This window comes from Longimonas haloalkaliphila, assembly GCF_055379825.1.
The window spans coordinates 2,141,817-2,164,327 of the sequence record NZ_AP043948.1; the positions used below are offsets into that span (position 1 = coordinate 2,141,817).

The 22,511-nt window shown below is 58.8% G+C and carries 20 protein-coding genes; 5 read left to right on the top strand and 15 right to left on the bottom strand.

The window, feature by feature from the left end:
- Positions 1-58: 58 nt before the first annotated feature.
- The 3 genes from queF to ACZ48V_RS08345 all read left to right on the top strand — a co-directional run bounded on the left by queF (position 59) and on the right by ACZ48V_RS08345 (position 2,826).
- Positions 59-598 (top strand): preQ(1) synthase, encoded by a 540-nt coding sequence (queF, locus tag ACZ48V_RS08335; RefSeq protein WP_464538292.1) that lies wholly within the window; start codon positions 59-61, stop codon positions 596-598.
- Positions 599-904: 306 nt separating this feature from the next.
- A complete protein-coding gene (locus ACZ48V_RS08340) occupies positions 905-1,747 on the top strand; it encodes a hypothetical protein (RefSeq protein WP_464538293.1) in 843 nt (280 codons plus the stop codon).
- Between the two features lie 134 nt (positions 1,748-1,881).
- Positions 1,882-2,826, top strand: a complete 945-nt coding sequence (locus ACZ48V_RS08345; RefSeq protein ID WP_464538294.1) for a cation diffusion facilitator family transporter — start codon at positions 1,882-1,884, stop codon at positions 2,824-2,826.
- Between the two features lie 165 nt (positions 2,827-2,991).
- On the opposite strand, the gene ACZ48V_RS08350 is transcribed toward ACZ48V_RS08345, so the two are convergent.
- From ACZ48V_RS08350 to ACZ48V_RS08360, 3 genes are all read right to left on the bottom strand, one after another.
- A complete protein-coding gene (locus tag ACZ48V_RS08350; RefSeq protein WP_464538295.1) occupies positions 2,992-3,420 on the bottom strand; it encodes an OsmC family protein in 429 nt (142 codons plus the stop codon).
- A 181-nt stretch (positions 3,421-3,601) separates the two neighbouring features.
- A complete protein-coding gene (locus ACZ48V_RS08355) occupies positions 3,602-4,447 on the bottom strand; it encodes a mechanosensitive ion channel family protein (protein WP_464538296.1) in 846 nt (281 codons plus the stop codon).
- 138 nt (positions 4,448-4,585) lie between these two features.
- The gene (locus ACZ48V_RS08360) at positions 4,586-5,617 is read right to left on the bottom strand and encodes a metal-dependent hydrolase (protein ID WP_464538297.1); all 1,032 of its coding nucleotides are present in this window, start codon (positions 5,615-5,617) and stop codon (positions 4,586-4,588) included.
- 137 nt (positions 5,618-5,754) lie between these two features.
- On the opposite strand from ACZ48V_RS08360, the gene ACZ48V_RS08365 reads away from it, so the two are divergent.
- The gene (locus ACZ48V_RS08365; RefSeq protein WP_464538298.1) at positions 5,755-6,207 is read left to right on the top strand and encodes a hypothetical protein; all 453 of its coding nucleotides are present in this window, start codon (positions 5,755-5,757) and stop codon (positions 6,205-6,207) included.
- 55 nt (positions 6,208-6,262) lie between these two features.
- Here the strand turns inward: ACZ48V_RS08365 and ACZ48V_RS08370 are convergent, their stop codons facing one another.
- Positions 6,263-6,916 carry a hypothetical protein gene (locus ACZ48V_RS08370; protein WP_464538299.1) on the bottom strand — a complete coding sequence of 218 codons (654 nt, stop codon included), beginning with the start codon at positions 6,914-6,916 and terminating at the stop codon, positions 6,263-6,265.
- A 210-nt stretch (positions 6,917-7,126) separates the two neighbouring features.
- Here ACZ48V_RS08370 and ACZ48V_RS08375 point away from each other — a divergent pair, with 210 nt between their 5' ends.
- Entirely contained in the window at positions 7,127-7,870 is a 744-nt protein-coding gene (locus tag ACZ48V_RS08375; RefSeq protein ID WP_464538300.1) for an SDR family oxidoreductase, read from the top strand.
- 162 nt (positions 7,871-8,032) lie between these two features.
- Here the strand turns inward: ACZ48V_RS08375 and ACZ48V_RS08380 are convergent, their stop codons facing one another.
- From ACZ48V_RS08380 to ACZ48V_RS08430, 11 genes are all read right to left on the bottom strand, one after another.
- Positions 8,033-8,521: an energy transducer TonB gene (locus ACZ48V_RS08380; RefSeq protein WP_464538301.1), complete on the bottom strand. Its 489-nt coding sequence runs from the start codon at positions 8,519-8,521 to the stop codon at positions 8,033-8,035.
- 165 nt (positions 8,522-8,686) lie between these two features.
- Positions 8,687-10,081 carry a M56 family metallopeptidase gene (locus ACZ48V_RS08385; protein ID WP_464538302.1) on the bottom strand — a complete coding sequence of 465 codons (1,395 nt, stop codon included), beginning with the start codon at positions 10,079-10,081 and terminating at the stop codon, positions 8,687-8,689.
- Positions 10,074-10,460 (bottom strand): BlaI/MecI/CopY family transcriptional regulator, encoded by a 387-nt coding sequence (locus ACZ48V_RS08390; protein ID WP_464538303.1) that lies wholly within the window; start codon positions 10,458-10,460, stop codon positions 10,074-10,076. Before ACZ48V_RS08390 ends, ACZ48V_RS08385 begins: the two co-directional genes overlap by 8 nt.
- A 69-nt stretch (positions 10,461-10,529) precedes the next feature.
- Positions 10,530-11,006: a hypothetical protein gene (locus ACZ48V_RS08395; protein ID WP_464538304.1), complete on the bottom strand. Its 477-nt coding sequence runs from the start codon at positions 11,004-11,006 to the stop codon at positions 10,530-10,532.
- A 310-nt stretch (positions 11,007-11,316) separates the two neighbouring features.
- Complete coding sequence (locus ACZ48V_RS08400) at positions 11,317-12,402, bottom strand: T9SS type A sorting domain-containing protein (RefSeq protein WP_464538305.1); 1,086 nt, start codon at positions 12,400-12,402, stop codon at positions 11,317-11,319.
- 646 nt (positions 12,403-13,048) lie between these two features.
- Positions 13,049-16,405, bottom strand: a complete 3,357-nt coding sequence (locus tag ACZ48V_RS08405; RefSeq protein WP_464538306.1) for a T9SS type A sorting domain-containing protein — start codon at positions 16,403-16,405, stop codon at positions 13,049-13,051.
- Between the two features lie 644 nt (positions 16,406-17,049).
- The gene (locus tag ACZ48V_RS08410; protein ID WP_464538307.1) at positions 17,050-18,030 is read right to left on the bottom strand and encodes a sulfotransferase; all 981 of its coding nucleotides are present in this window, start codon (positions 18,028-18,030) and stop codon (positions 17,050-17,052) included.
- 297 nt (positions 18,031-18,327) lie between these two features.
- The gene (locus tag ACZ48V_RS08415; protein WP_464538308.1) at positions 18,328-19,074 is read right to left on the bottom strand and encodes a hypothetical protein; all 747 of its coding nucleotides are present in this window, start codon (positions 19,072-19,074) and stop codon (positions 18,328-18,330) included.
- A gap of 23 nt (positions 19,075-19,097) precedes the next feature.
- Entirely contained in the window at positions 19,098-20,366 is a 1,269-nt protein-coding gene (locus ACZ48V_RS08420) for a glycosyltransferase family 4 protein (RefSeq protein ID WP_464538309.1), read from the bottom strand.
- The gene (locus ACZ48V_RS08425) at positions 20,350-21,543 is read right to left on the bottom strand and encodes a glycosyltransferase family 4 protein (protein WP_464538310.1); all 1,194 of its coding nucleotides are present in this window, start codon (positions 21,541-21,543) and stop codon (positions 20,350-20,352) included. The genes ACZ48V_RS08420 and ACZ48V_RS08425 overlap by 17 nt, the downstream gene beginning before the upstream one ends.
- Positions 21,544-21,554: 11 nt before the next feature.
- The gene (locus tag ACZ48V_RS08430) at positions 21,555-22,505 is read right to left on the bottom strand and encodes a hypothetical protein (protein ID WP_464538311.1); all 951 of its coding nucleotides are present in this window, start codon (positions 22,503-22,505) and stop codon (positions 21,555-21,557) included.
- Between the last annotated feature and the right edge of the window lie 6 nt (positions 22,506-22,511).

Here is a 22,511-nt window from a genome sequence, read left to right on the forward strand (position 1 = left end):
GAAAAAAGTATAGCACGCACTCCCCCGGCTCTTGTTAACTGACTCGTCTCTATCTGCTATGAACGACCTCAATGCATCCCAAAAAGGCACCTCTCAGCAAGACGTATCGCAGCAGGGTGCAGCGCCACAGAGCGCGTCTGAGTGGGTTGAGCGCGCCGCTGAGCACACGGAAGAAGCAATTGCATACATGAAACAGTTCGGGGTCGAGCCCGAAGGGCACATTCGTCCGTTTCTGCCGCCCGATACCCGCCAGGCGTCGATCAATCGTATCCCCTACACGCACGACGTGAAGCAGCAGGTAGTCTATGAGACCGAGCCCGGCGAGTTTTCGGCCCGCTGCCCGTTTTCGGGGCTGCCCGATTTTGGAACGGTGCGCGTTGAGTATGTACCTGGCGACTGGATTCTGGAGCTGAAGAGCTTAAAGTATTACTTCGTGTCATGGCGCGATATCGGCGCAGCCCAGGAGGATATTACTGCTATTGTCTTTGAGGACGTTATGGCAGAGCTTGCCAATCCGGAGTATCTCGTTGTTGAGACCGTGTACAACGTGCGAGGAGGTATCAACACCACCTGCACGGCCGACAGCCGCTCGCAGTAATGGTAAGCGCAGGTTGATAGCCTGCCTCAGTTTCTCTGTTTGCATAAATCCCTGTATCCTGCCGTCGAGCCTCTTAAATCCGTTATTGCAAGAAATGCATTCAAAAATAAGATAGAGGAGCTTGGAGCCAGAGAAAGGACCTTTTACTGGCCTTCAAGCGCGTCTGAGGAAGCAACCGCGTTTGGTGCGACAGGGGGATTGCAGATGTTGCAAAAGTATTGTTTATTGAAGGGTGTTAAAGTGCGCATTCCATAAGCAATACAAGGGCTCAATATGAAAGATACATCTGCTGTATTCTATGCAACCATGTCTCGCGTTGCAGCCAGTTTCGTCATTGGCCTCGCCCTTGTGATGAGCGGGTGCATGAGCATGGAGCACCACATCTCGCTCCATGCGGACGGAAGCGGCACCGTAACCGAACGCTTTGAGCTCAATCCAGTCGCCACTGAGATGATGCAAGGTATGGCACAGGGCATGGCGTCAAGTGAAAGTGACGAGGAACATCCGCCTCTCTTCTCAGAGGCAGACGCCCAGGAGCGTGCCGACATGCAGCCCGGTCTGTCTCTCATCTCGGTAACGCTTCTGGAGGATGCAGGGGGCGGCACGTCAGGCTACGAGGCCGTGTATGGCTTCGACGACATCAATCAGATTACGGCCGGGATCAATCTTGACCAGGCTGCGCCCGATGAGATGGCATCGAACCTACCTGCAGAAGAAGGAAGCGGGTCGCTTCTTTCGGATATGGACCTCACCTTTACGCCTGGCTCCCCGGCCGAACTGCTGTTACGCATGCCGCCTGAAGACAAACAAGCTGAAGAGAAACTGCACGCGATGCCCGAAGCGACGCCAGCAGAGAATGAGGAGATGGCATTCATGATGCAGCAGATGATGCAAGGCGTACGGATTGTGGTCTCCATCGAAGTTGAAGGCACAATCCTCGACACCAATGCGAGCCTGCGCGACGGCAATCGCATCGTGCTCTTCGACCTTGACTTCGAACGGCTTCTGGAAGAGGATAGCGAGGAGGCGATCTCGTTTGTGAATCGCGCGATGAACGATGAGGGCGGCTCGCTCTCGGCAGAGCAACTGAACAGCATACCTGGTTTTTCTGCAGAGACAAGCCGCGAGGTTCTCATTCGCTTTGAATAGCCTGCGGCGCTGCCCTGCAGGCCGCTTGCTTAGATCGGGCTGGCGCAGCGTGATGCGTGCAAAGCGCGATGAACAATGCGTGGCGGTATGCGTCAAGCGTACTCCTGCTCGAATGCACAATAGCCTACCCAGCCATGTCTCAGGTTGCTGAACGCGCGCGCCGCCGTGCCATGATGTGGAGCCTCTCGGTGGCCGTGCTTATGCTGGCCGGAAAGTCGCTCGCGGCCTGGCTCACGGGCAGCGCAGCGATCTTCTCGGATGCGATCGAGTCGGCCATTCATCTTGTGGCAACCGGGTTTGCAGGATTTAGCCTCTGGTACGCCTCCACTCCGCCCGATCAGGGGCATCCATACGGACATGGCAAGATCGCCTACTTTGCGGCTGCATTTGAGGGACTGCTGATTGCAGCCGCGGCCATCGTCATTGCCTGGGTCGCTATCGAAGACCTGATCCGCGGTCCAGAGCTGCAGCAGCTCGATGCCGGCCTGGCCATCATTGCGACGCTGACGCTTGTCAATGGCGGACTGGGGTGGTACCTGATCCGCATAGGGCGAACGCACAATAGTCTGGTGCTGATGTCGAACGGTCAGCACGTGCTCACGGACATGTGGACGAGCCTGGGTGTGCTCGTAGGAGTGGGGCTGGTGCGGCTCACAGGCGTTCTGTGGCTCGATCCGGTGGCAGCCCTTGTGGTGGCGACTAACATTCTGTGGACCGCCGGCACGCTGCTGCGCCGCTCACTTGGCGGACTCATGGACCGGGCCGATGCGCATACCACCTATCGGGTGCTGGAGGTGCTCAACGCGGCGGTTGAAGACGAGACTGTGGTGAACTACCATCAGGTGCGTCACCGCCGCAGCGACGACCAGCTGTGGGTCGAGTACCATCTTATGTTTCCTGGAGAAATGTCGGTGCGCGAGGCGCATGCCCGCTCGCACGATGTGGAAGCCGCCCTGCACGAAGAGTTTCCAGATGACCAGGTGCGCGTGACAGCGCATCTGGAGCCGCGCAGGCACCGCGACGCCCACCCGCCCGACCATACCGAGCCAAGTGATCCGCTCCACGAACTCTCGCGTTAACCGGCCAGGCCCGTCGGCGCATGGCTACGTGCCCGCAAGCCCTTGCAGCCTGGATCCTCGAAGCCTAAACCACGAGCCCTGAGACAGACACAAACAAAAACAGGGGCGCCCGAAACGGGTCCCCCTGTTACGCCACATTGTGGTGCCGACTCTACGCCGAGCAGCTTAGCTTACAAGCTCTGCATCGAGTTCGATGGATACGCCGGCAAGGGCTTTTGAGACCGGGCATCCCTCCTTGGCAGCCTGAGCATGCTCGGTAAAGGTATCCGCATCAAGACCGGGTACCTGCCCTTTGCAGGTCAGTTTAATCGTTGTAATGGTCGGGGCGCCATCGATCATCTCCAGCGACACGTCGGCTGTTGTGGTCACATCTTCGGGCGTATGCCCGGCTTCGGCAAGCATGTTTGAAAGCGCCATCGAATAGCAGCCGGCGTGGGCGGCCCCGATGAGTTCTTCCGGACTGGTTTCGTTGTTGCCTTCAAAACGCGACTTGAATGAATAGCCACCACCAATGGCGCCGGTTTTTCCTTTAAAGGTGCCGGCTCCCTCTTGAAGGTTGCCGTTCCAGGTTGCTTCTGCGGAATGTACAGGCATGGTAGATAAAGTCTTGTTAGAAAGTAGGTAACGATGACTACGCAGAAGCACCGGTCGTTTGCAGAAACCGTTCCGTCGAGCCCGAAACGGGATCGTTATATCAGCGCGAACAGACCGATGCTGCGTAGCTGTGGTAGTCCGTTATGGCCTGCAGTGCCACAACGGTATCCTACGGCAATCGCTACGATGATATGACCTTGCCGTTTGCATCCACCCGGTCCATGTGAATATCCATCTGCGGGAACGGAATGCCGATATCGGCTGCATCAAGCTCGTACTTGATGACGCGTGCCATCTCGTCGCGTACACGGGGCAGGTCGCCAAATCCGCTCGGACGGATCCACACGCGCACCTCCCAGTCGATCGAGGAGTCGCCAAGTCCGGTAAGCAGCACCTGCGTGCCGCGCTCTTCGATGCGTTCGTCGATGCGTTCAGCAGCGCGCTTCAGCACGGTGCGGGCCTCGTCGATGTCGGCAGGGTAGTCGGTGCCTACGGCGCAGGCCACCCGCAGCTCGTCGTTGTAGAGCACGTTACGAATGCTGGAGCCAAACACGTCACTGTTTGGGATAATGACGAGCTGATTGTCCATGGTGTTCAAACGCGTGTAGAAAAGCTGGATGTCGCGCACGCGCCCGCGCTCGCCCGAGATCTCAACAACGTCATCGACATCAAACGGACGGAAAATGAGAAGCATTACGCCGGCCGAGAAGTTGGCGAGTGTGCCCTGCAGGGCGAGACCGACCGCAAATCCGGCAGCAGCCAGGATGGCGATGAAGCTGGCCATTTGAACGCCTATCGTGCTCAGCGCTGCCAGCACAGCCAGTACAATAATCACGTAGTAGACCAGGTTACCGGCAAAGCGAGCCAGCGTCTTGTCGTACTTTGGCTTATCAAGCGTTGCGCGAATGCCATCGCGTAGGCGTCCGGCGATCCATTTCGCAATAAGAAAGATGAGGATACCGCCAACGAGGCGACCACTGTAGTCAATGATCGTCTCAAGTGTAATCTGATCGAGCAGTCCTTCCATGGGACACGGGGCAGTTAGGCAAAAACAAACGTCAATACACCAAAGTTAACAGAACCTGGGTCATTATCAACCCAGATATCTGTCCGTTTGGTGTTGAAACGTATATTTAAAGAAACAACGCCAGCAACGGGGGCGGTGTCAGACGTTAGAACGGCCGAGAATGCGTTCCCAGAATCGCGCCAGCAGCTCGGTATCTGTCTGCATATCGGGACGTTCTTGCTCGAAGCCCACAACCCGACCGGTATCCGGATCGTGCTCCAGGCGAAACGTAAAGATCGGCTCCCCGTCGGGGCCAATGCCCATGTCAGACCGTCCAAATCGCAGGTCGTGCACGTAGAGGGTGCCATCGCTTCCCTCCGACACGCTGTAGTATCCGCGCGAAAACCAGCGTAGCCGTTCCAGTGCGCGCGAGTCGGGCAGGTCGCTGAGCAGATCATGCCGTTTGGGAATGCGCTCAAACGAGACAGGGGGCGTAGTGTCGAAGTGCGAGTAGGAGCCCACGTAGAACGCGTCGTCGGTCTCGCCAATAGCCTGCCAGAGTATATTGTTGAAGGCGGTGGGACGCGTGAACGTGCGTTCTACTTCAATCCCTGCATTCTCAAACCCCTCACGTAAGTTCTGTTCTGCAAGGAGTTTGCTTGGAATCGTGAGCATCAGGTAGAGCGTGCTGAGCGCGAGTCCGGCGACGTTAGCCCAGTAGCGCAGGCGGTCGGTTGGGGCGCGCCGCCACGCCACGAAGAGGCCCGCAAGTAGCGGCACCGTGTAGAGCGGGTCGATAATGAAGATCGTCCCGAAGACGACCGGGTAGTTGCTGAACGTGTAGAAGAGCTGCGTGCCGTACGTCGTGAAGGCGTCCAGCACAGCATGCGTTGAGAGCACCAGTCCCGCCATCAAGGTCCACTGCGCCCAGGGTACGGCGTCTTTCCGGTGCAAGCGATGCATCAGGGTTCCAAAAAGCAGGGCGCCCACTACCCAGAACGTGATGGAGTGGGTAAATCCCCTGTGTATGCCGAGCGCAGTTACGTTCGAGATGAACGGGTTCAAGACAATGTCGAGGTCGGGGACCGTGCCCAACGCGGCTCCCCAGTATATCGCCTTGTCGCCCACGCGCCGCCCAAGCGTCGCCTCGCCAACCGCAGCACCCAGCGCCAGTTGTGTTAGAGAATCCACGCGTTACGTATGTTGCTCCACAGAAAAAATAGGTTGATTGTCAGGTTTCCCTACGAATACGTAGAGAAACGGACCCGTCCGTAAGCGGGTATGCTGTGACGAGTCATTAACGTTTTCTCATAGGCCTCGCTTCGTACATGGAATCGGTTCCTGGTTTTCTGGTGGATGCGCACGTTCGCGACGAACGGGCAGACGATCTCGACGCGCTCATTCGATCGCTCTTTGCACGCCGGCACCTTCGCACAGCAGGTAGCGGACAGCAGCAGATGTGGATGGTCGCTGAGTTTATCCAGCAGATGCGCGCTCGAAGCGCTGTCTTTAAGACGCTCAGCACGAAGATGGACGGACCCATTCCGTTTGGAATTGGCCACTGCACAATCAAAGATGGTGTCGTCGAGCAAGTGGCACGTCCGCTGCCGCTTGAGCATCCGGACGTGTTTGCGCGTGTGCTGAGCGAGTTTGTTGCGCCCGGTGCGGTGTGTGGGGTCGAACCTGAAAACGAAGCGCCCTACGGATGGCGTATCGACGGAGTCGACGATCTTACCGCCCTCGACGAGCACGCGCTGCGTAGCTATCGCGCCAACGCGTAGCACGGCATGCGAGTGTGCAGGTGTGCAGCGAGGCGTACCCGGGGGACAAGCAGGTTTATGACCACCGGTTCAGCAGTCCGGTAGCGAGCGCCTCGCGCGTCAGGTCAGGTGTGGCCTTTCCCTCAGGGGGGAGCAGCGTAAACGTATGCTGGTGCACATCGTCGTTTGGGTGGTGTTGGTGGATACGCACGCCCACGCCGTCGCCGTCGTATGACCACAGGGCCGTGCGGGTGTGGGGGCGCCGCGGGAACGGCTCGCTTTCAGGCAGCTGACTGCGCAGGGCGTCGAGATGCTCGTTGAAGAGCGACCGTTGGGGCGCATCGATCCTTACGAACACGTCTACATCGTAGTCGCGGTCGAACGAGAGGCGCACCTGGCTCAGGTGAGGCGAAAACGGACGCCACTCCAGGTCGAGCGTGCCGTGCCCGTCGGTGAGCTCGCGGACGATGCCTTGCAGTTCGGGAAATGCGTCGTGCAGTGCACGACGCGCCGCGCTGTAGCCCTGCATGGCGTGCATGTCTCCCTCCATGGCCGTGGGCTGCTGCTCCGCTGCGATTTCGGCAGCGGTCGTGCGCATCCACTTCTGAATGGCCGGGGCGCGCGACAGAGCTTCGTTCGTGTCGCGCACCGAGGTAGCAAGGGTAGACGCGATGCGGGCACGCCAGTCTGTGGCTTCGGGTTCAGACGGATCCGGGGCGGAAGCAGTCATGGAAGTGAGGCAGTTTGGCGAAAGAAGCATAACCGGTGCTTGCACGAAAGATACGGAATCGCGTTTCGGTGAACCGGCTATCAGATAAGCAGAGACGTTCACCTGCGAGGCCATACGTCTTGTGCGATATTGTTACGGTCGGGGGGCGCTGATGTGGCTACGTTTAGAGCACATTCGTACGAATCCCTATACCAATAACTTTTGTAGATTATGGCAGACCTGACCGATCAGGTAATCATTATTACGGGTGCATCCAGCGGTATTGGCGAGGCGACGGCGCAGCTGCTGGCGGAAGAGGGCGCGCGTGTGGTGCTGGCTGCGCGCCGCGAGGAGCGTCTGAATGAGCTGCGTGACGAGATCGAGGCGGACGGCGGTACGGCGCTGGTCGTGCCCACCGACGTAACCGACCGCGCGGCGGTGGGGCATCTGGTTGATACGGCATACGACACCTACGGGCAGGTCGATGTGCTGGTCAACAATGCCGGCATTATGCCGCTGTCGATGATGGCAAAAACCCACGAAGAGGAGTGGGAGCAGATGGTAGACGTGAACATCAAGGGCGTGCTGCACGGTATCGGGGCGGTACTCCCAATCATGAAAGAGCAGGGACACGGCCATGTGGTGAACATCTCGTCGGTCGCCGGGCGCCGCGTGTTTCCGGGTGGGGCGGTCTACTGCGGGACGAAGTTTTTCGTGACAGCGCTCTCTGAGGGGATGCGAAACGAGCTCTCGAAGCAGCACAACATCCGCGTGACGAGCATCGAGCCCGGCGCGGTGGCAACGGAGCTCACGCACACAATTACGGACGAAGACATCCTGGAGAGCTTCGAAGGGATGGAGATGGAGCCGCTGGCTTCGATCGACATTGCGGAGTCGATTCTGTACGCAATTTCAGCGCCCAATCGCGTGAACGTGGAAGAGGTGCTTGTGATGCCGCGTGAGCAGGCCATGTAGCATGGTTATATTAGGAAACGAGAGGAGCAACACGAGTTGCCCCCTCATGCAGCGCGTCGTTACAGAAAAAAAGCGCGGGTCCCCAAAGTGGGACCCGCGCTTTTTAGTTGGATGCGCTGAAAGCAGGGCGTGTGCGTTATGGTAGAGAGCGTAAGTTGGACGCTACACATCAAAGCTTGCAGGGAGGGTAACGCGTACGTAGACTGGTTCTCCATTGTGGGTGCCGGGTTTCCAGTCGAGTGTAGTAACGACGCGCATCACCTCGTTATCCAGCCGTCGGGTGGCCGACTCAAGGATCTCGGGTGCATAGACGGTGCCATCGGGGCCCACGACAAACTGGATGAGCACACGCCCCTGCTCCTTGTTCTGGCGTGCCTTATAGGGGTAGCGCACCTCCTCGTACAGCGTCATCATGCCCCCAACAGGAAGTGGAGCTTGGTCTACCTCGTCGCGGTCGAGTACTTCGGCCTCCGCAGGAACGGCTATGGTTGGTGGCGTGGGGGCATCTGTAGGCTGCTCCCCTGTGGGGGCATGTGGAGCAGCGCTGGTGCAGGCCGTGAGGAGTAAAAACCCACTTACAAGCAGCCCGGCTACAAAAGAAGATAGGGAGGAGGGAGAAGGAATATGCTGGGGTTGAGAGCAGTTGAACATGCAACGGTAAGAATATGCAGAGAACCGGATAGGGGCATCCCTAAAGTCAGATGTTTAATCTTAACGTAAAGAAGCTACACACGCCTTGCAAGGGAATATGAAAACTGCCCTGCCCCGCGGTTCGGCCACGAGGCAGAGCGGTACGAAAAGAATGAGAGAAAGGCATTACTCCGAAAGCTGAAACACAACGGGGAGGGTCAGCTGCACGTCGACCGGCGTACCATTCAGCGTGCCGGGGGTGAAAGATACCATATTGAGGGCAGATCGCACTTCGTCTTCAAGTGCTTCGACCGCTTCCGTAGGCGTGTCGGCTCCGGCATCGGGGCTGCTCAGGATGGATGGGCGCTCTGCCGTGCCGTTTGTGCTTACGACGAACTGGACGACGACACGTCCTTCTACGCTGTGTTCACGGGCTGCGTCAGGATACGTGATGTTCTCATAGAGAGCGGCTGTACCGCCGTCGAGCTGAGGCGGCGTATCGACTTCAATGTAGGCATCCCCGGCTTCATTCATGATGGACGCATCGTCGAGCGCAGTCGGTGTTTCTCCCGAAGGAGCGTCTGCACAGGCTACGAATCCGAGTGTGAACACGAGCAGGAGAGCACTTGCAAGAATGCTGCGTCGTGGATGGGTTGGCGTAGGCATATCAGACATAGCATGTAAGCGGGGTTTGAGGGTAGTATTCGATCGGGCGAACGGCAGCAGCGCAGGAAGCGGAGCCGCCGGGCGTTGGGCACAGCGAAGAAGCAGCCGGGCGTACGCTGCGCGTTCCACGTGGGGCTGCGCGCAGGACGTAGCGTCGCACGCTACTTCACGGTAATATTGGGCGTCGTGGTAGAGGCGGTGCACGAGCGGATGAACGACTGCAAGGGCGCGTACAGAGCGAAGAACCAGCTCCAGCAGGTAGTCGCGGCGTTGCACATGCACCAGCTCATGGGTGGCAGCGAGCCGGCAGGCATGGGCATCGGCGGCAATGTCGGGGGGCAGGAGGAGCAGCGGACGCCGCAGGCCGCACGTCATAGGCACCGGTACATCGTCGGAGACGTGCACACGGACGCGCTGCTGTAGTCCGAGCGAGCGCGTAAGTGCATCGACAGTGTTCTGCACATTGGGCGAAGCGTTTGGGAAGAGGCGGCGGCGCAGACGATAGAGCGCATACGTGTCGCGTAGTAGCCGCCACAGTGCGACGAGCGCGGCTCCTGCAGCACTCAGGGTGAGGACTCCGAGCGCTACGAATAGCACCGATGCGGCCGTTGGTACGGAGGCTGAGGCGTCGACAGTGATGCGCCTGAGTGAACTGACTGGAAATACATCTGGAAAGAGCGGAGCGGTAGGCTGTGCGAGGGGGAGCAACCAGCGGATTGAGAGACTGCCGAGTATGCTTACCGGCAGACTTGCGAGCAGTCCGGCACGCATCCAGTAGTGCGTGAGCGCCGAAAGGTGGGTCTTAAAGAGGCAGAGCGCCCCCCAGGCGAGTGCTGCAACGAGCGTCCAGAGCAGCGCTGGCGCCCAAAGAGAAGCAGCGGTAGCATGGCCGATGGTATGAAGTAGATCAAGCATCGTCGTTCATCTGATCGATGAGGGTACGGAGCTCGGCGAGGTCGGTGTCGGAGAGATTTTCGCGCTCGACCAGCGTCTGCATCAGCGAGAGGGGCGATCCTTTGAAGACCTTGCGGACCAGCTCGCCGACGAGGCTATGGCGAACTTCTTCGGGAGGGCGGGCAGATGAGTAGACGTAGGAGCGACCCTCCTTTCGGTACTTCAGAAAGCCTTTCTCAGTGAGGTTTTTCAGGACGGTCATAACCGTGGTGTAGGCGATCGATCGATCGTGCTGGATGCGTTCGCGGACCTCGGCGACGGTGGCCTCACCGAGATCCCACACGTGGTGCAGCACCTCCATTTCAGTTTCGCCAAGAGGCGTTAACGAGCGTTTGCGCATGGAGACAGGTACGTTAGTTCGCAGTAGAGAGCAAAGGAATGATATCGATTGCGACAGGTTCTGAAGGCGTCAGGGAGCTTGAAGCGTGATTGTACCGCACTGGGCATAGGGTTCGTCAGCCTGCAGTCCGAAGTTATATGTGGCCGTGAAGTTGTTTAGCGCTACCCGAAACCCGTCTGCCTGATGCAGATCTCCGTCGTGTATCTTATAGAGAAGGTGCCGTATCGAGCCGTCGGGTTGTACATAGACACGGAAGTAGCCCCGTGTAGGCTGCTGCCAGTCGACATCTGCCGCTTGCAGATGAGTGAGGAGTGCCCCAAACATGCCCCGCCATGCGTCGATTACATCGTCGGGACGGTCAGGGAATACCGACACGGTGGAGTCAGCATGAACGGCATCGCCGTGTTCTGCTTCGAGCGCTTCGCGATCAACGCCGTGGGTGGAAGCTTCTTCGAACGGAAGTGCTTTGGGTTGCTGGGCAACCGCGTCCGGCCCACATATTAGTCCGGCGACAAAAAGAAAGAAGGCAGCACACGAGTGACGCATGGTATGGGAAGGCTACTGGGCGGACGGTACGGAATGAGTACTATTACTACTCATAACAATAGTACTAAGAGAGTAGTACTATGTCAAGTGCCAGTCTAAGATAGGTCAGGGGGCGTCCCTGAAAACGCGGTATGAGGTACGGATTGCCGGGTCGGGTCGTCTCTGCAGGAGCTCTATGGGAGGCTGTTTCGATTCAAGCAGGCTATGTCCCTGCAATGATAGATACAGGGGCGGCTGGTAGCGCGAAAAAAAGAGGAGCGAACAGGAGCGTATGTAGTCTGAGCGGTTAGGGGAGCATTGTAGAAGGATGCTACCGCACCACAACCATGCGGCGCGTGGTAAGCGATGGGCCGCTCTGAATCCGGATGATGTACTGACCTGGCGAGAGGTCGTCGGCAGAAAGGGTAATGGTGTGTGGATCAGACGGCGTGAGTGTGCCGCTGTAGAGCGTACGCAGGCGACGCCCCAGCACATCGAACAGTTCGATGCGGGTTACATGCTGAGCAGCTGTTGTGACCGTCAGTGTCGCCTGGGAGCGTACGGGCTGTGGAGCCAGCGTTGCTATGATGGGGGTTTCGGTGAGGCGGTGCTCGATGCGCTGATCCGCGATGACGCTCGTTGTGCCATCGTGGTCGTGCTGCAAGAGGCGAAAGTAGTGCATCCCGAACGGAAGTGGTTCGGTGTTGAAGCTGTAGTCCTGCGAATCACTTGTTGTGCCTGCTCCCGGTATAAATCCGAGGACATTCCAGGCCGCATGGCGCTGCAGCCGATGCTCAAGAGTAAAGCCGCTGTTGTCGGTTTCGCTGAGCGTACGCCACCGGGCTTCGACCGTGTTGTCGCTAAGCTGGAGGGTGAACGAAGCCAGCTCTACCGGAAGCACACCGCTCCCGATCTCGGTAATCGTGTAAATGGCGTTGTTCTCATAAATGCCGTCGTCATTACACAGCGTGTCTGCAGGATCGCACGTTTCATAAGCCAGGTCTGCATCCACATCGAAAAGACGATTGGTTGACTGCTGCCATACGCGCATCATGAGCATATCGCCTACCTCATAGCCTTCGACCTCGCTGGGAACGACGCTGGGTCCAGAAATGGGAATGGTGATGTCACCGGCACTTGCATCCCACACGGCCCCACCCGTACAGACGTCATCGGACGTGAAGAAGGCGATTTCGTCGCCTGTTACAAGGGCGTTCCCATTGGGAAACTCGATCTGCACATTCTCGACGACGATGCCTGTTGCATTATTTGCATTGGGGTTATCGGGACAGGTATCAAAGAATGCTTGGGCATAGGTGGGCTGAACAGGGAGCGTCCAGGCAAGCAAACAGGCTGCGACGAACGAGCCGAGCGTGCGCATCCACCACAGGATGGCAGAAGATGTAGCGGTATTCATGGGTAAGCACGTGCTAAGAAGGCGTACGAGCGGATGGGGCACACAGTGTAAACAGCATACGGGTGCTGCTACAGAAACCGTAGCGGTTCGACCGTAGCGGTTCAGGAGAACGGGCTGTTTTAGCGAGATTCCAGAAGATCTCCAGCGAAGCAGTTCAGGCAAATACCTGTACGAAAGCCTGTACCATGAATGGTGTTTAAAGCTCCTTAAAAGATACCGGTACACCCCGATTATCCAGAGAAAGCTACAGGCGCGATGCGCCATGTTTGGGCAAACATCCTGGCTAAACAGCGTCGGAGAACGCTTCACGGACTACGCGCTGTGTGGAGTGCGCCCCATCACAAATCGTTAGAGCCTGTTTGGGTTTTGGTTTGTAGGCGAGAGCGAGCGCCGCTGAGGCGAAAATTGGACCACGATGGCGGTTCGTAGCCGGGGCTACGGGCCGACATCGGGGGCAATTTGCACCAGGGGCATGCCCTTCGGCCCCAGTCCAGCGCCGCCGCTCGGAGCCCAGATTAAGAAATCAAAACAGGCTCTTAAAGCGCAAACAGGAGGTCTCAAATAGAGCGCCCCGTCTGCGTACAATGGCAGACGGGGCGCGGGATAGCAGCAACGCGTCGCTGCGTTCGTCGGGTAAACGAGCGACTTACCGGATCACCACAAGCCGTTTCGACTCCGTGCCCTGGTCGGTCTGTACGCGATAGAAGTAAGTACCGCTGGCGAGACCGTTTACCTCGATGGGCAGGTCGTGCGCCCCAGCTGGCATAGACCGGTCGGCCCAGGTAGCTACACGCTGTCCGAGTGTGTTGTAGACCTCAATGCGCACGTGCGTCTCTTCTGGAATAGCGATAGAGAGCGTGGCCTGGTCGCGCACCGGGTTGGGCGCATGCCCATTTACGGTAAGTGCGCTGGGTAGCGCATCCGTCAATTCCGTGACATACACAGCGTTCGGCTGAAACGCAAAGCCAGGCTGTTCAGCACCGCTGAAGAGATTGCGTACTGCACCGGTCTCTACAGGTTCGGGTTCAGAAGAGGTCGGACGCTGCGCATACAGAACGAGGGAGGTGCCTACTTCCGCACCGGGGGTGCCCGAGAGGGCATCAGCCTCGTGCACTGTGGCAACGAGTGCGCCATCTACGATGCGCCCGGTACCTACGCGCTCGCCGTACTCGGTTTCAACCCACACCCGGGTCGCAGACGGCCACGTTACGCCGTTTGCGATGAGAGTAGCCGACGCTGCTGAGGCACGAGCCGATGGGGGGGACGCATCAGCAAGAACACTGCGTGCCAGCATACTGCTGTTGTTCGAAGGATACTGGAGCGTGCGATCGGCTGTGATGTAAGCCATGTAGCCTTTACCCGGCTCCATATTGCCGATCGTGTTGATCGGGGCATCGGGATCAGGAAGATAGATGTCGCCGCGCATGTCCTTCACGAAGATGAGGTCGTTCCCTAATCCGCTAAGCGCATCTTCGATGTTCATCGGCGTAGTTGGCAGATAAGGGAGGAAGTTCCAGCCCTCCGTTACAGCAATCGGATCGTCGCCTGGGCGAGCCGTTCCCTCAACCACGAGGTCATGAGAGGCGGTCACATAGATCTGGTAGGCCTCATCAGGCTTCCAGGTATCGAGCACATCAAGGTCGTATGCCGGACTGAAGGGCCGCCCGCGAGAGTCCTTCACCAGCAGCACATCGTCGAGGATGGGAGCCAGCACCTCCTCCATCGGACGCGGGTCACTGATCATCCGAGACGAGATGATATTCCACCCTTGAGACAGCGAGAGCGTCTGTGCCGATACCTGCGGGGCGTCGTTGAGCGGGGGATTGTCCTGAAACGGCTCGATATGAGCCATCCAGTCGCCTCGAGGCCACGCCTCCTGGGCCCACACAGCCAGGTCGTACAGCACGTCGTAAGCCACGCCGTAGTTACCGAAGTTCCGCAAGGCAGTCCAGAAGTGGTTCGGATACGTGGTACGGTCGTACCGGGCTTCGTACCGGGGCGTATGCGAGGCCGGATCGAGCCCATACTGGTCGTCGGCAAGACGTTCCCAGGCATCCGGACTGTGCTGTGTAATGCCATCAGCATACGCACGCATGATCACGTTGAGCGCCTCGCGGTACTCGTTGTCGGGCATACTGCGTAACGGCGCGCCCTGTGGATGCGTGCGGTCGATCCATGCCGGTGAGAGGTGGCGCATATACCAGCCACGGGGTTCGGTAGTCGACGCATCATCGGGGACGGTGTGAGCAACCTGCACCAGCTTCATGTAGGAAGCCAGGTGGCGCCAGTAGTGCGCGTCGGGGGCGCTTATTGCGGAGGTATGCTGAAAGTGGTACTTCCAGTCCATCGGGCGCATGCTGGTGGTGAGCCCCGACCCGGGGTTGACCGTAAGCTGATGCTGATACCAGGCCGTGTCGTGGTAGCGATCCATGATGCCACTTCCGGGGCCTTTGCCTCCGATAATGTGGGGCGCCATGTCAAACACGACACGCGACTGGCTCGTCCACTGCCGCGGCTCTGCCTGTTCATTGTAGAGCGTCTGCGCATGTTCCTCGTTATGGTTCATCTGCATCGCTTCGAACGTTTTGGTGAGAGCCCACTTCATGGGTACCTGGCGGGTGATTTCATGCTCGAACGGAGCAGGCGAACTTCCCGGAGGCGCCCAGCGGTCTTTGATCTCGCGCCACAGGCGCTGCACAGCGCGCTCTGCAGAAGCTTCGACGCGCCATGGACGGTCCTCATCGATGAGATCAGGCATCTCGTTGACGTACCAGTCCCAGGCGCCACTTTGTTCAAAATCGCTCCCCCACACATCAAGCGGATGAAACTCGGGGAGCCACTCGTTCCAGTCGGGCATCTGCAGGTTTACAGGGAGCTCGCGCATGTTGAGGGTGCCGTCGATCCGATAAGCATCGGCGTGAACGCCCTGCGGGAACAGGTAGTCTTTGATCTCTGCATCGTAGTCAAGCACCCACTCCAGGCCAGCCCCGGCGGCCCAGAACACCTGGTCCATATCATCCATCGACTGGCCGACAGTGCGGGCATCGCTTGCCCCGCGCGAAGCCGCCGCCGTGAGTCCAGGCTGGTACGGGGGATTCCAGGGGCGCCCGGGCGGATCGATCCGCTGGCCGTCTGAGGTTTCAATGTCGATCGAGCGAATATAGGCAGCAATCTGTTTGCCCTCTGCCTCGCTCAGGCCGTGGAACTGGCTCCGCTGCTCTATAGAATAGTTCGAATAGGCGAAGTACTCCAGGTCGTAGCCGCCTTCTACGTGGCAGTCGTTGCACGAGGCAATGATCTCGGGGCCGTTCCAACCTTCAATAAGTATGTTACGCTCGTGCCAGAGCTGGCGCCCGGCCTCAACCGACGTGGCATCGCCATATCCAGAGGGCGCTGTCCAGGAGCCTGGGTTGTCCCACTCCATCTGGGTAGTCATCAGGTCCATACCGCCCGCATCCTGCACCTGCAGGTCCAGAATGCGAAACCCCATAGAAGGATCGCCCATGCCGTTTGACCCGATTGCATAGTTGATGCGAAACTGTATTACGTTTTCGCCTTCTTGCAGATTGCCGAGCCGGTCAAGGGGGATGCGAAATCGAATCGTGTGCACCGGTCCGGTTACGCAGTCCTGGCTGGCTTCTGGCTCGAAGCATTCGACGGTAGCATTGTTAACACCGACCCAGGCGCCGCCATTGAGCCGCACCGATGCCTTGTCAACATTGTAGTTGAGCGCATCGATATGATGAGACGGATACCCAATCGAGTGGGCCTGCATGTATACAGAGGAAGCTGCGTTCGCATCCGACACCTGCATAGAGACCGTGCGTGTGTATCCGTCAGGTCCCATCACTTCAATGGGAAGCGTGATCGTTTCACTCTGGTTTGAGGAAACACCAGGAAGCTGAAACGCAGCCGTAAGCGCTACGGCAAGGAGGCAGGCCAGTATGCCCGCGGTAGACACAGCCGGATGGCGGCGCAAAGGGGCGGCGAGGGAAGCGAACACAGAGCGTACGCGGTATAGGTAGGGGATCCCAGTCATGAGTACTTATAAGTGTAAGACAGTGGATGCGATGCCATAGGCACCTGCTGAACACACGTACTGTCTACTCAAGGGGTATACCACAATGCGCCAGAAGTCCATACAGGGCTGCGCTTATTCCAATCTGCAGGGTGCGCGCTCCAATTGTCTTCTGTAGCCGAGTCCTGTAGCGGGGGTGAGGTAATGTATGAGCACAAGAAAAATGGGTAGATACGTGCATATCTCAGACGAGAAGTAGAGAATACGTAGCGTATCAAAAAGAGAAAGAGAACATATGGAAGTGGCTGTGCTGAGTGATTCTGACGGCACGCAGCGTTTCTGTTTCGTAATTAGTAGAAGGCTGGCATTTCTACCGGCTTTTCAGAAAGCGGTGTGAGGACCGGCGGAAAACAAAACGTTCACACCTCCGCAGCGCGTAGGGCGCAGGTGGCCAGGAAAAACGTGTTATTGTGAGACAGCAGTGCCACTTTTTTACCGGAGTTGGGAGGAGCACAAAGCAAACGAGCCCACGTTTCGATGAAACGAAAACGCAGGATCGAAAAAATAAGAGGCCATCATCGGATGCATTCAGCATCTGTGTGCGCACGGCTATTGTTCGCACTATGTGCTTACGTAGTATTGAGGGAGGAAGGTAGGTTGAAGCTTTCGCGGGAGTAGAGTTTGAGCGCGACCTCCTGGGTGATATCAAAGACAGTCTGGCGGTCGGACGGAGCAAGCGAGTCTCGACGCATTTCAAAGATCTGCGCGCTATCACGGCTAAAATCCTGCACGCGTCCCTGTTTGGCTTCAGGCGAATTCCCGTCGCTGGTCTTCCGTTGTATCTTGTGCTCCACGTACGACGACCACGGAAGCTGCAGAGCGTCGAAGAGGGAGCCAAACGTTTCAACCGGATGGGCACATAGCTCCTCATGGGTAACGACGGGCCATCCAAATGCATCGGCCCATTCTAAGAGTGTGCGATACGTGAAGAGCCAGTGGAAGCAGGCATCGCTCAACGAGGAGTGGTTGTAGCTGCGGTACCAATCCAGATCCTCTTCTGAGAGGCAGTCGCGAACGAAGAGAGGCTGGCTGAGCAGCTTGCGCGTCTCAGGCCACCATGACACACGGGCAAAGCTGGCGACCAGCGAAGCCGGATGCCGTATGATTACGACGGGTTTGAACTGGTGCGCAGTATGCAGACGCCGTGCGACGAGCGGCGCCGTTGGATCTTTAACAACGCAGTGCCGATGCAGGTAGTTGGCCTTCGCGAGCCGTAAGAAAAACGGACCTCGACTGCCCACGACCCGCTTGATCATCTTGATGTAAGATGGATCGTTGGCGTAGCGCGAGGTCTGGAGGTCAAAGTCGTACTGCTTCAACTTCTCGAACTCCCGATCCAGCGCACGCATTGCGTCGGTCTCCAGCGTCTCAGCAATGTACTGATATCGCTGTTCCATGCCTGGCATTCCACACCGTATATTGAATGGCTCATGGATGTAGTCGACCGAAAGCGGCGTGGCGAGGATGTCTGAAAGAAAAGTGGTTCCGCTCCGAATGCTGCCGGTAACGAAAATCCAGTTGTGTATGTGGCGTGTGCCTACGTTAATCATAAAGATCGCAGTCTATAGGTGGGAGAACCGCGTAGTGGCGCCGTTAAAAGCATGCGCACGCATGGGAGACAATACGCTGCGGCTGCCTGCTGTATACAGGTGGCTGTGTGTGAGTCGGTGGAGCAGACCACTTTGTGTACATGCCAACGATGTGTACATGCCAACGATGTGTACATGCCAACGATGTGTACATGCCAACGATGTGTACATGCCAACGATGTGTACATGCTAACGATGTGTACATGCTAACGATGTGTACATGCTAACGATGTGTACATGCCAACGATCAGGGGGCGTCTATGCGCTCGATGAAGCAGTAGTTGGCGTTACGCCGTGCTGAGACCAGCGATCGTGAAGCGCCTCGGCACGTTCACGGAGCAAGCGGTAGTCCGGGTGGGAGATCGCCGTGCGGAGTTCCGATTTCCTCTGACGGCGGGTTGCCTCTGCTTCTGAGTCGAGCGTTGTTTTTGAGCGGATGCGAGCTACGTTCTCATGGGTCGGGCGGAAAACAGCAAATGAGCACCCAAATGTCTCATTTACTGCGTCGAATACCTGGTCGATAGGACCAGTCGTCATTGGGAAGGGGCTCACAACCATGGCGCCAAGATAAGGCGTGAGCGCCTCGTAAAAGCGGATATATGCGTGCAGCCCTTGACGAAGGGAAACGTAGGGCCACCGGCTTACCAGTGAAACAACTGCGTCTGAGGGAGCACGGAGGGTAACCAAGACAGGGAGGTCCTGCTTTACCGCCTTTATGATCTGTGCGGGTGCGTGCAGGTGGTGGGCCAACCGCACAGGCCGTTTCTGGCACGATTTGAAAGCAACCGTTGCAAAGCTGTTGCCCGAGCCCTGGAATCCGTCAATGACAAGCTCGGTGTCGGCGAGCACCTGGCACTCACGAACATCGATATGCCCGCGCATCTTCCACTGTGTCCACCACACGGTGGCCTGGTGGACCGGGGCCAGCCAGGGGGTGGCCGCAGCGCGCGTACGGACCTCAAACTTGGCTTGCAGTGCTAAGGTCTTCAGTGAGTCAGGATACATAACGGTAGGGAAAACGGTAAGCGTTAAAGAGATGTGTCGGCAGCGGTCATCTGGCGCAAGGCGTTCTCGAACTGAGCATGCATGCGGGGCTTCCCGTAACGGACACGCACGTCCTCTGCACCGGTGCGAGCCATTTTAGCGGCCCAGTCGGGGTTGTTCAAGTACGCCCGGCATGCCTCGGCAAGAGCAGCAGCGTCGCCTGGTGGAACGAGGAGGCCGCTGTGCTGCGGACGAATAATTTCGGGTACGCCGCCAGCATCGGTCGCAACGACGGGCCGCTGGGCCAGCAGTCCCTCCACAACAACCCGCCCAAACGGCTCGGCTGCTGTCGAAGTGTGGGCAACGATGTCGCAGGCTGCCATCAGGCGGGGGATGTCAGGCCGGTGGCCCATAAAATGGACACGGCCTTGCAGTCCGGCCGACTGAGCTTTGGCGCGGAGCCGATCGGCGTAGGGGGCATCGCCGGGGAATGCGGCTTCGCCTACGATGAGCGCGTGTGCATCGGGCAGCATATGTAGCGCATCCAGCAAGACATGCTGACCTTTCCACGCAGCCAGGCGGCTGAACACGCCGATGAGAGGAGCTCGTAGCGGCAATCCGAGGGTCTCTCGCAGGGCAGGCGTGTCGAGGCTGCGAGCGGTATCAAAGGCGGCGGGGTCGAGTCCATTGGGTATCTCGATCATATCGACGCGCCCACCGGTGCGCGAGAAGGCGTCGGCAGTGGCGCGTGAGTTGGTGCCTACAAGTGTAACGGCCGCATTGGCGACGCGGGTAACCACCTGGCGCTGCAGCAGCCCAAAGTGGTCGGGTGTGAGCAGGTCATGGATCATCCAGAGCAGGGGCCGTCCGGTCTGATGGGCTGCCCACGCTGCAGGCAGCAGCGCCTTCTGGGAGTTTGCGACGATGATGTCGTGGCGCTGCGCAATACGGGCAAGGGCCTGGCCGGTACGACGCAGCGCGGGGAGCGTCTGCAGCGCTCGCATCCACGTGCCGCTCTTGCGCACCTGCTGCAGCGGGCCGCCCTCGCCCACGACGAGGTGAGAAATCCCGGTTGCCTGAAGCTGTTCGGTGAAGCGTCCGGTTTCAAATGTGGCTACGGTGCTCTGGCTGGCATACGGCTCTGCCAGGTCGAGCAGAAAAAGCTCGGCCCCTCCAAGCGCGCCGCTATGATCTACAAAAAGGATACGGAGGCCAGGCATAGACTCGGGGGCATAACCGGCAGGAGCACGACTTACGGGGGCACGGCTTACAGGAGCCCGGTCAATAAGCAATCGACTAAAGGGAGCAGGCATTGGCGTAGACACGACGGGTAGAGGTAGCAATGTGAGACCAGGAAAACCGCTCGTGGGCATAGCGCATGCATGCCGACGCACCGGGCATCGAGAGGCGTCCGTGCAAGGCACGGCCTATCGCATCGCGCAGCGCTTCAGCTGATGTGTCGGGCAAGACGAGGTGGGGCGAAAGGTCGCGCACCACCTCGGGAAGGCCTCCTACGGGCGTAACGAGAACCGGGGTGCCGCAGGCCAGCGACTCGACGGTAGTGAGCCCGAACCCCTCCCAGGCCTTTGTGGGCACCACGCTCAGGGTAGCTGCGCGATACGCACGGGGAAGGTCCTCGTCGGGCACAAACCCGAGGAGGCGCACATGGTCGTGCAGGCCGCGCTCGGTGATAGCCCGCTGCAGGTCCTGCTGGAGCGGACCGGTACCGGCGATGCAGACGAGGAGATCCGGATGGTTGCGGCGCAGCGCATCGGCAGCCTCGATCAGCGAGAACAGGCCCATGCGGCGAGCCAGGCGTCGTACCGTGAGTACAACCGGGCGATCGGTCGGCCATCCAAGCGCAGCACGCGCGTCGCTGGCCGGGGTGTTGGCATGAAAGCGACCGGTGTCCACGCCGCCAGGAACGACGTGGATCCGGTCGATATCGACACCGTAGCGACGCACCAGTACGTTGCGAAACGCTTCTGAGAGCACGATGAACCGGTCGGCGCGTTTGTACACGCGGCGTTCCAGAGCATGCTTCAGACGTACGGTCCAGGCGCGATCGCCTTCGGTGTCGGACTCCAGGGCCCAGGGCCCATGAAAGTGCATAATAAAAGGAATGTCGGTGGTAGGCAGGGGCAGCCCATACAGCGCGAAGTGGCAGGCGAGGATGTCGTAGCGGGTCTGCCTCAGGTCGGCGCTGATACGTGTGCGCGCCGCCCAGAGCCGTGCGGGAAGGGAATCGGTACCCTGGGCAAAGGCCTGCACCGCTGTGGGGCGATGTGTATGCTCGGGGGCGCCGGTGACCCAGGTGCGATGTGTAACGTTCGCATCCGCAAAATGCGTGGCAAGCCCGTGCACCATACGGTCGAGGCCGTTGCCGGGAGATTCGGGAAACCAGTCCATGCCCACGGTGCACACGTGCAGTGGAGCAACCGCTTTGGGCGGAGAGGAAGAGGAGACCGGGTGGGGTACACGCGTAGGCATGGAATCAGCGGTTAAACGTATCCGAAAGAGCGGCGGTTTACAGTTGTGATGGTGCGTGCTACCGAGCGGCTGGAAGGAGGCAGGTCGTGTTTCCAGCGTTCGTCGAGCTCGATGCCGCGCTGCTCGTAGCGCATCGGGTTGCCCGCAATGGTGAACTGACTTCCCTCACGAAAATCGGTGACGGCCTCGGGCACATAGGGGACGCCGATCATATCGCATGCGGATTCGAAGGTGTCGTGCGGAGCAGATGCGAGCGTTTCGTACTGCATCAGCATGTAGTTGCCCGGGTCGAGGTGGTGCCGGGCGATCTGTCCGAACAGGTGGTTCTGAATGACCCAGGCGGTGGACTGCCGGGCCGTGTAGTAGAGCCGGGGCACAGCGCTATGCCAGTGGGGCGACTGTACCCACGGTTTGGTAACGGAGTAAGCGAATCCGCATGGATGCTTGACCATATGCACCACTTTGATGGTAAACCGGCCTGAGCGCAGTAGCCACAGGAGGCGGTACGGATCTTTGGATGCGTCTACAATCCACTCGGGTTTTGTGCCGGTGCGCTCGGTTACGAGCGTGCGGAAGTGGCGAAAGAGCGCTTCGTTGTTGGCGGCATATTGATCGACCTGAGCCTGCACGTCAGGCGAAAGCGGGGCCGGATTGAAGTCGGCCCAGCGATTCCAGCGTAGCGTGCGTCCGCCGTCGTGATGCTCGCGGAAGTGATGAATGCGCGGCCCTGGCTGGTTGAGCGGGTCGACGCGGGTCTCCATCTCTTGCCAGAACGGACAGGTCTGCACGTAATGTCCGGAACCGCACGGGCGCACGCCTCCCATGGTAATCTCGTGCGGCCACAGATGCACTTCGCCACAGGTGGCAAGGTGCGGGTGGGCGCCCAGCATCGACTCAAAGAGCGTAGTGCCGCTACGCCCGATACTGGCTACGTAGATAAGTTTGATACGGTCGGTCGGCATGGTAAG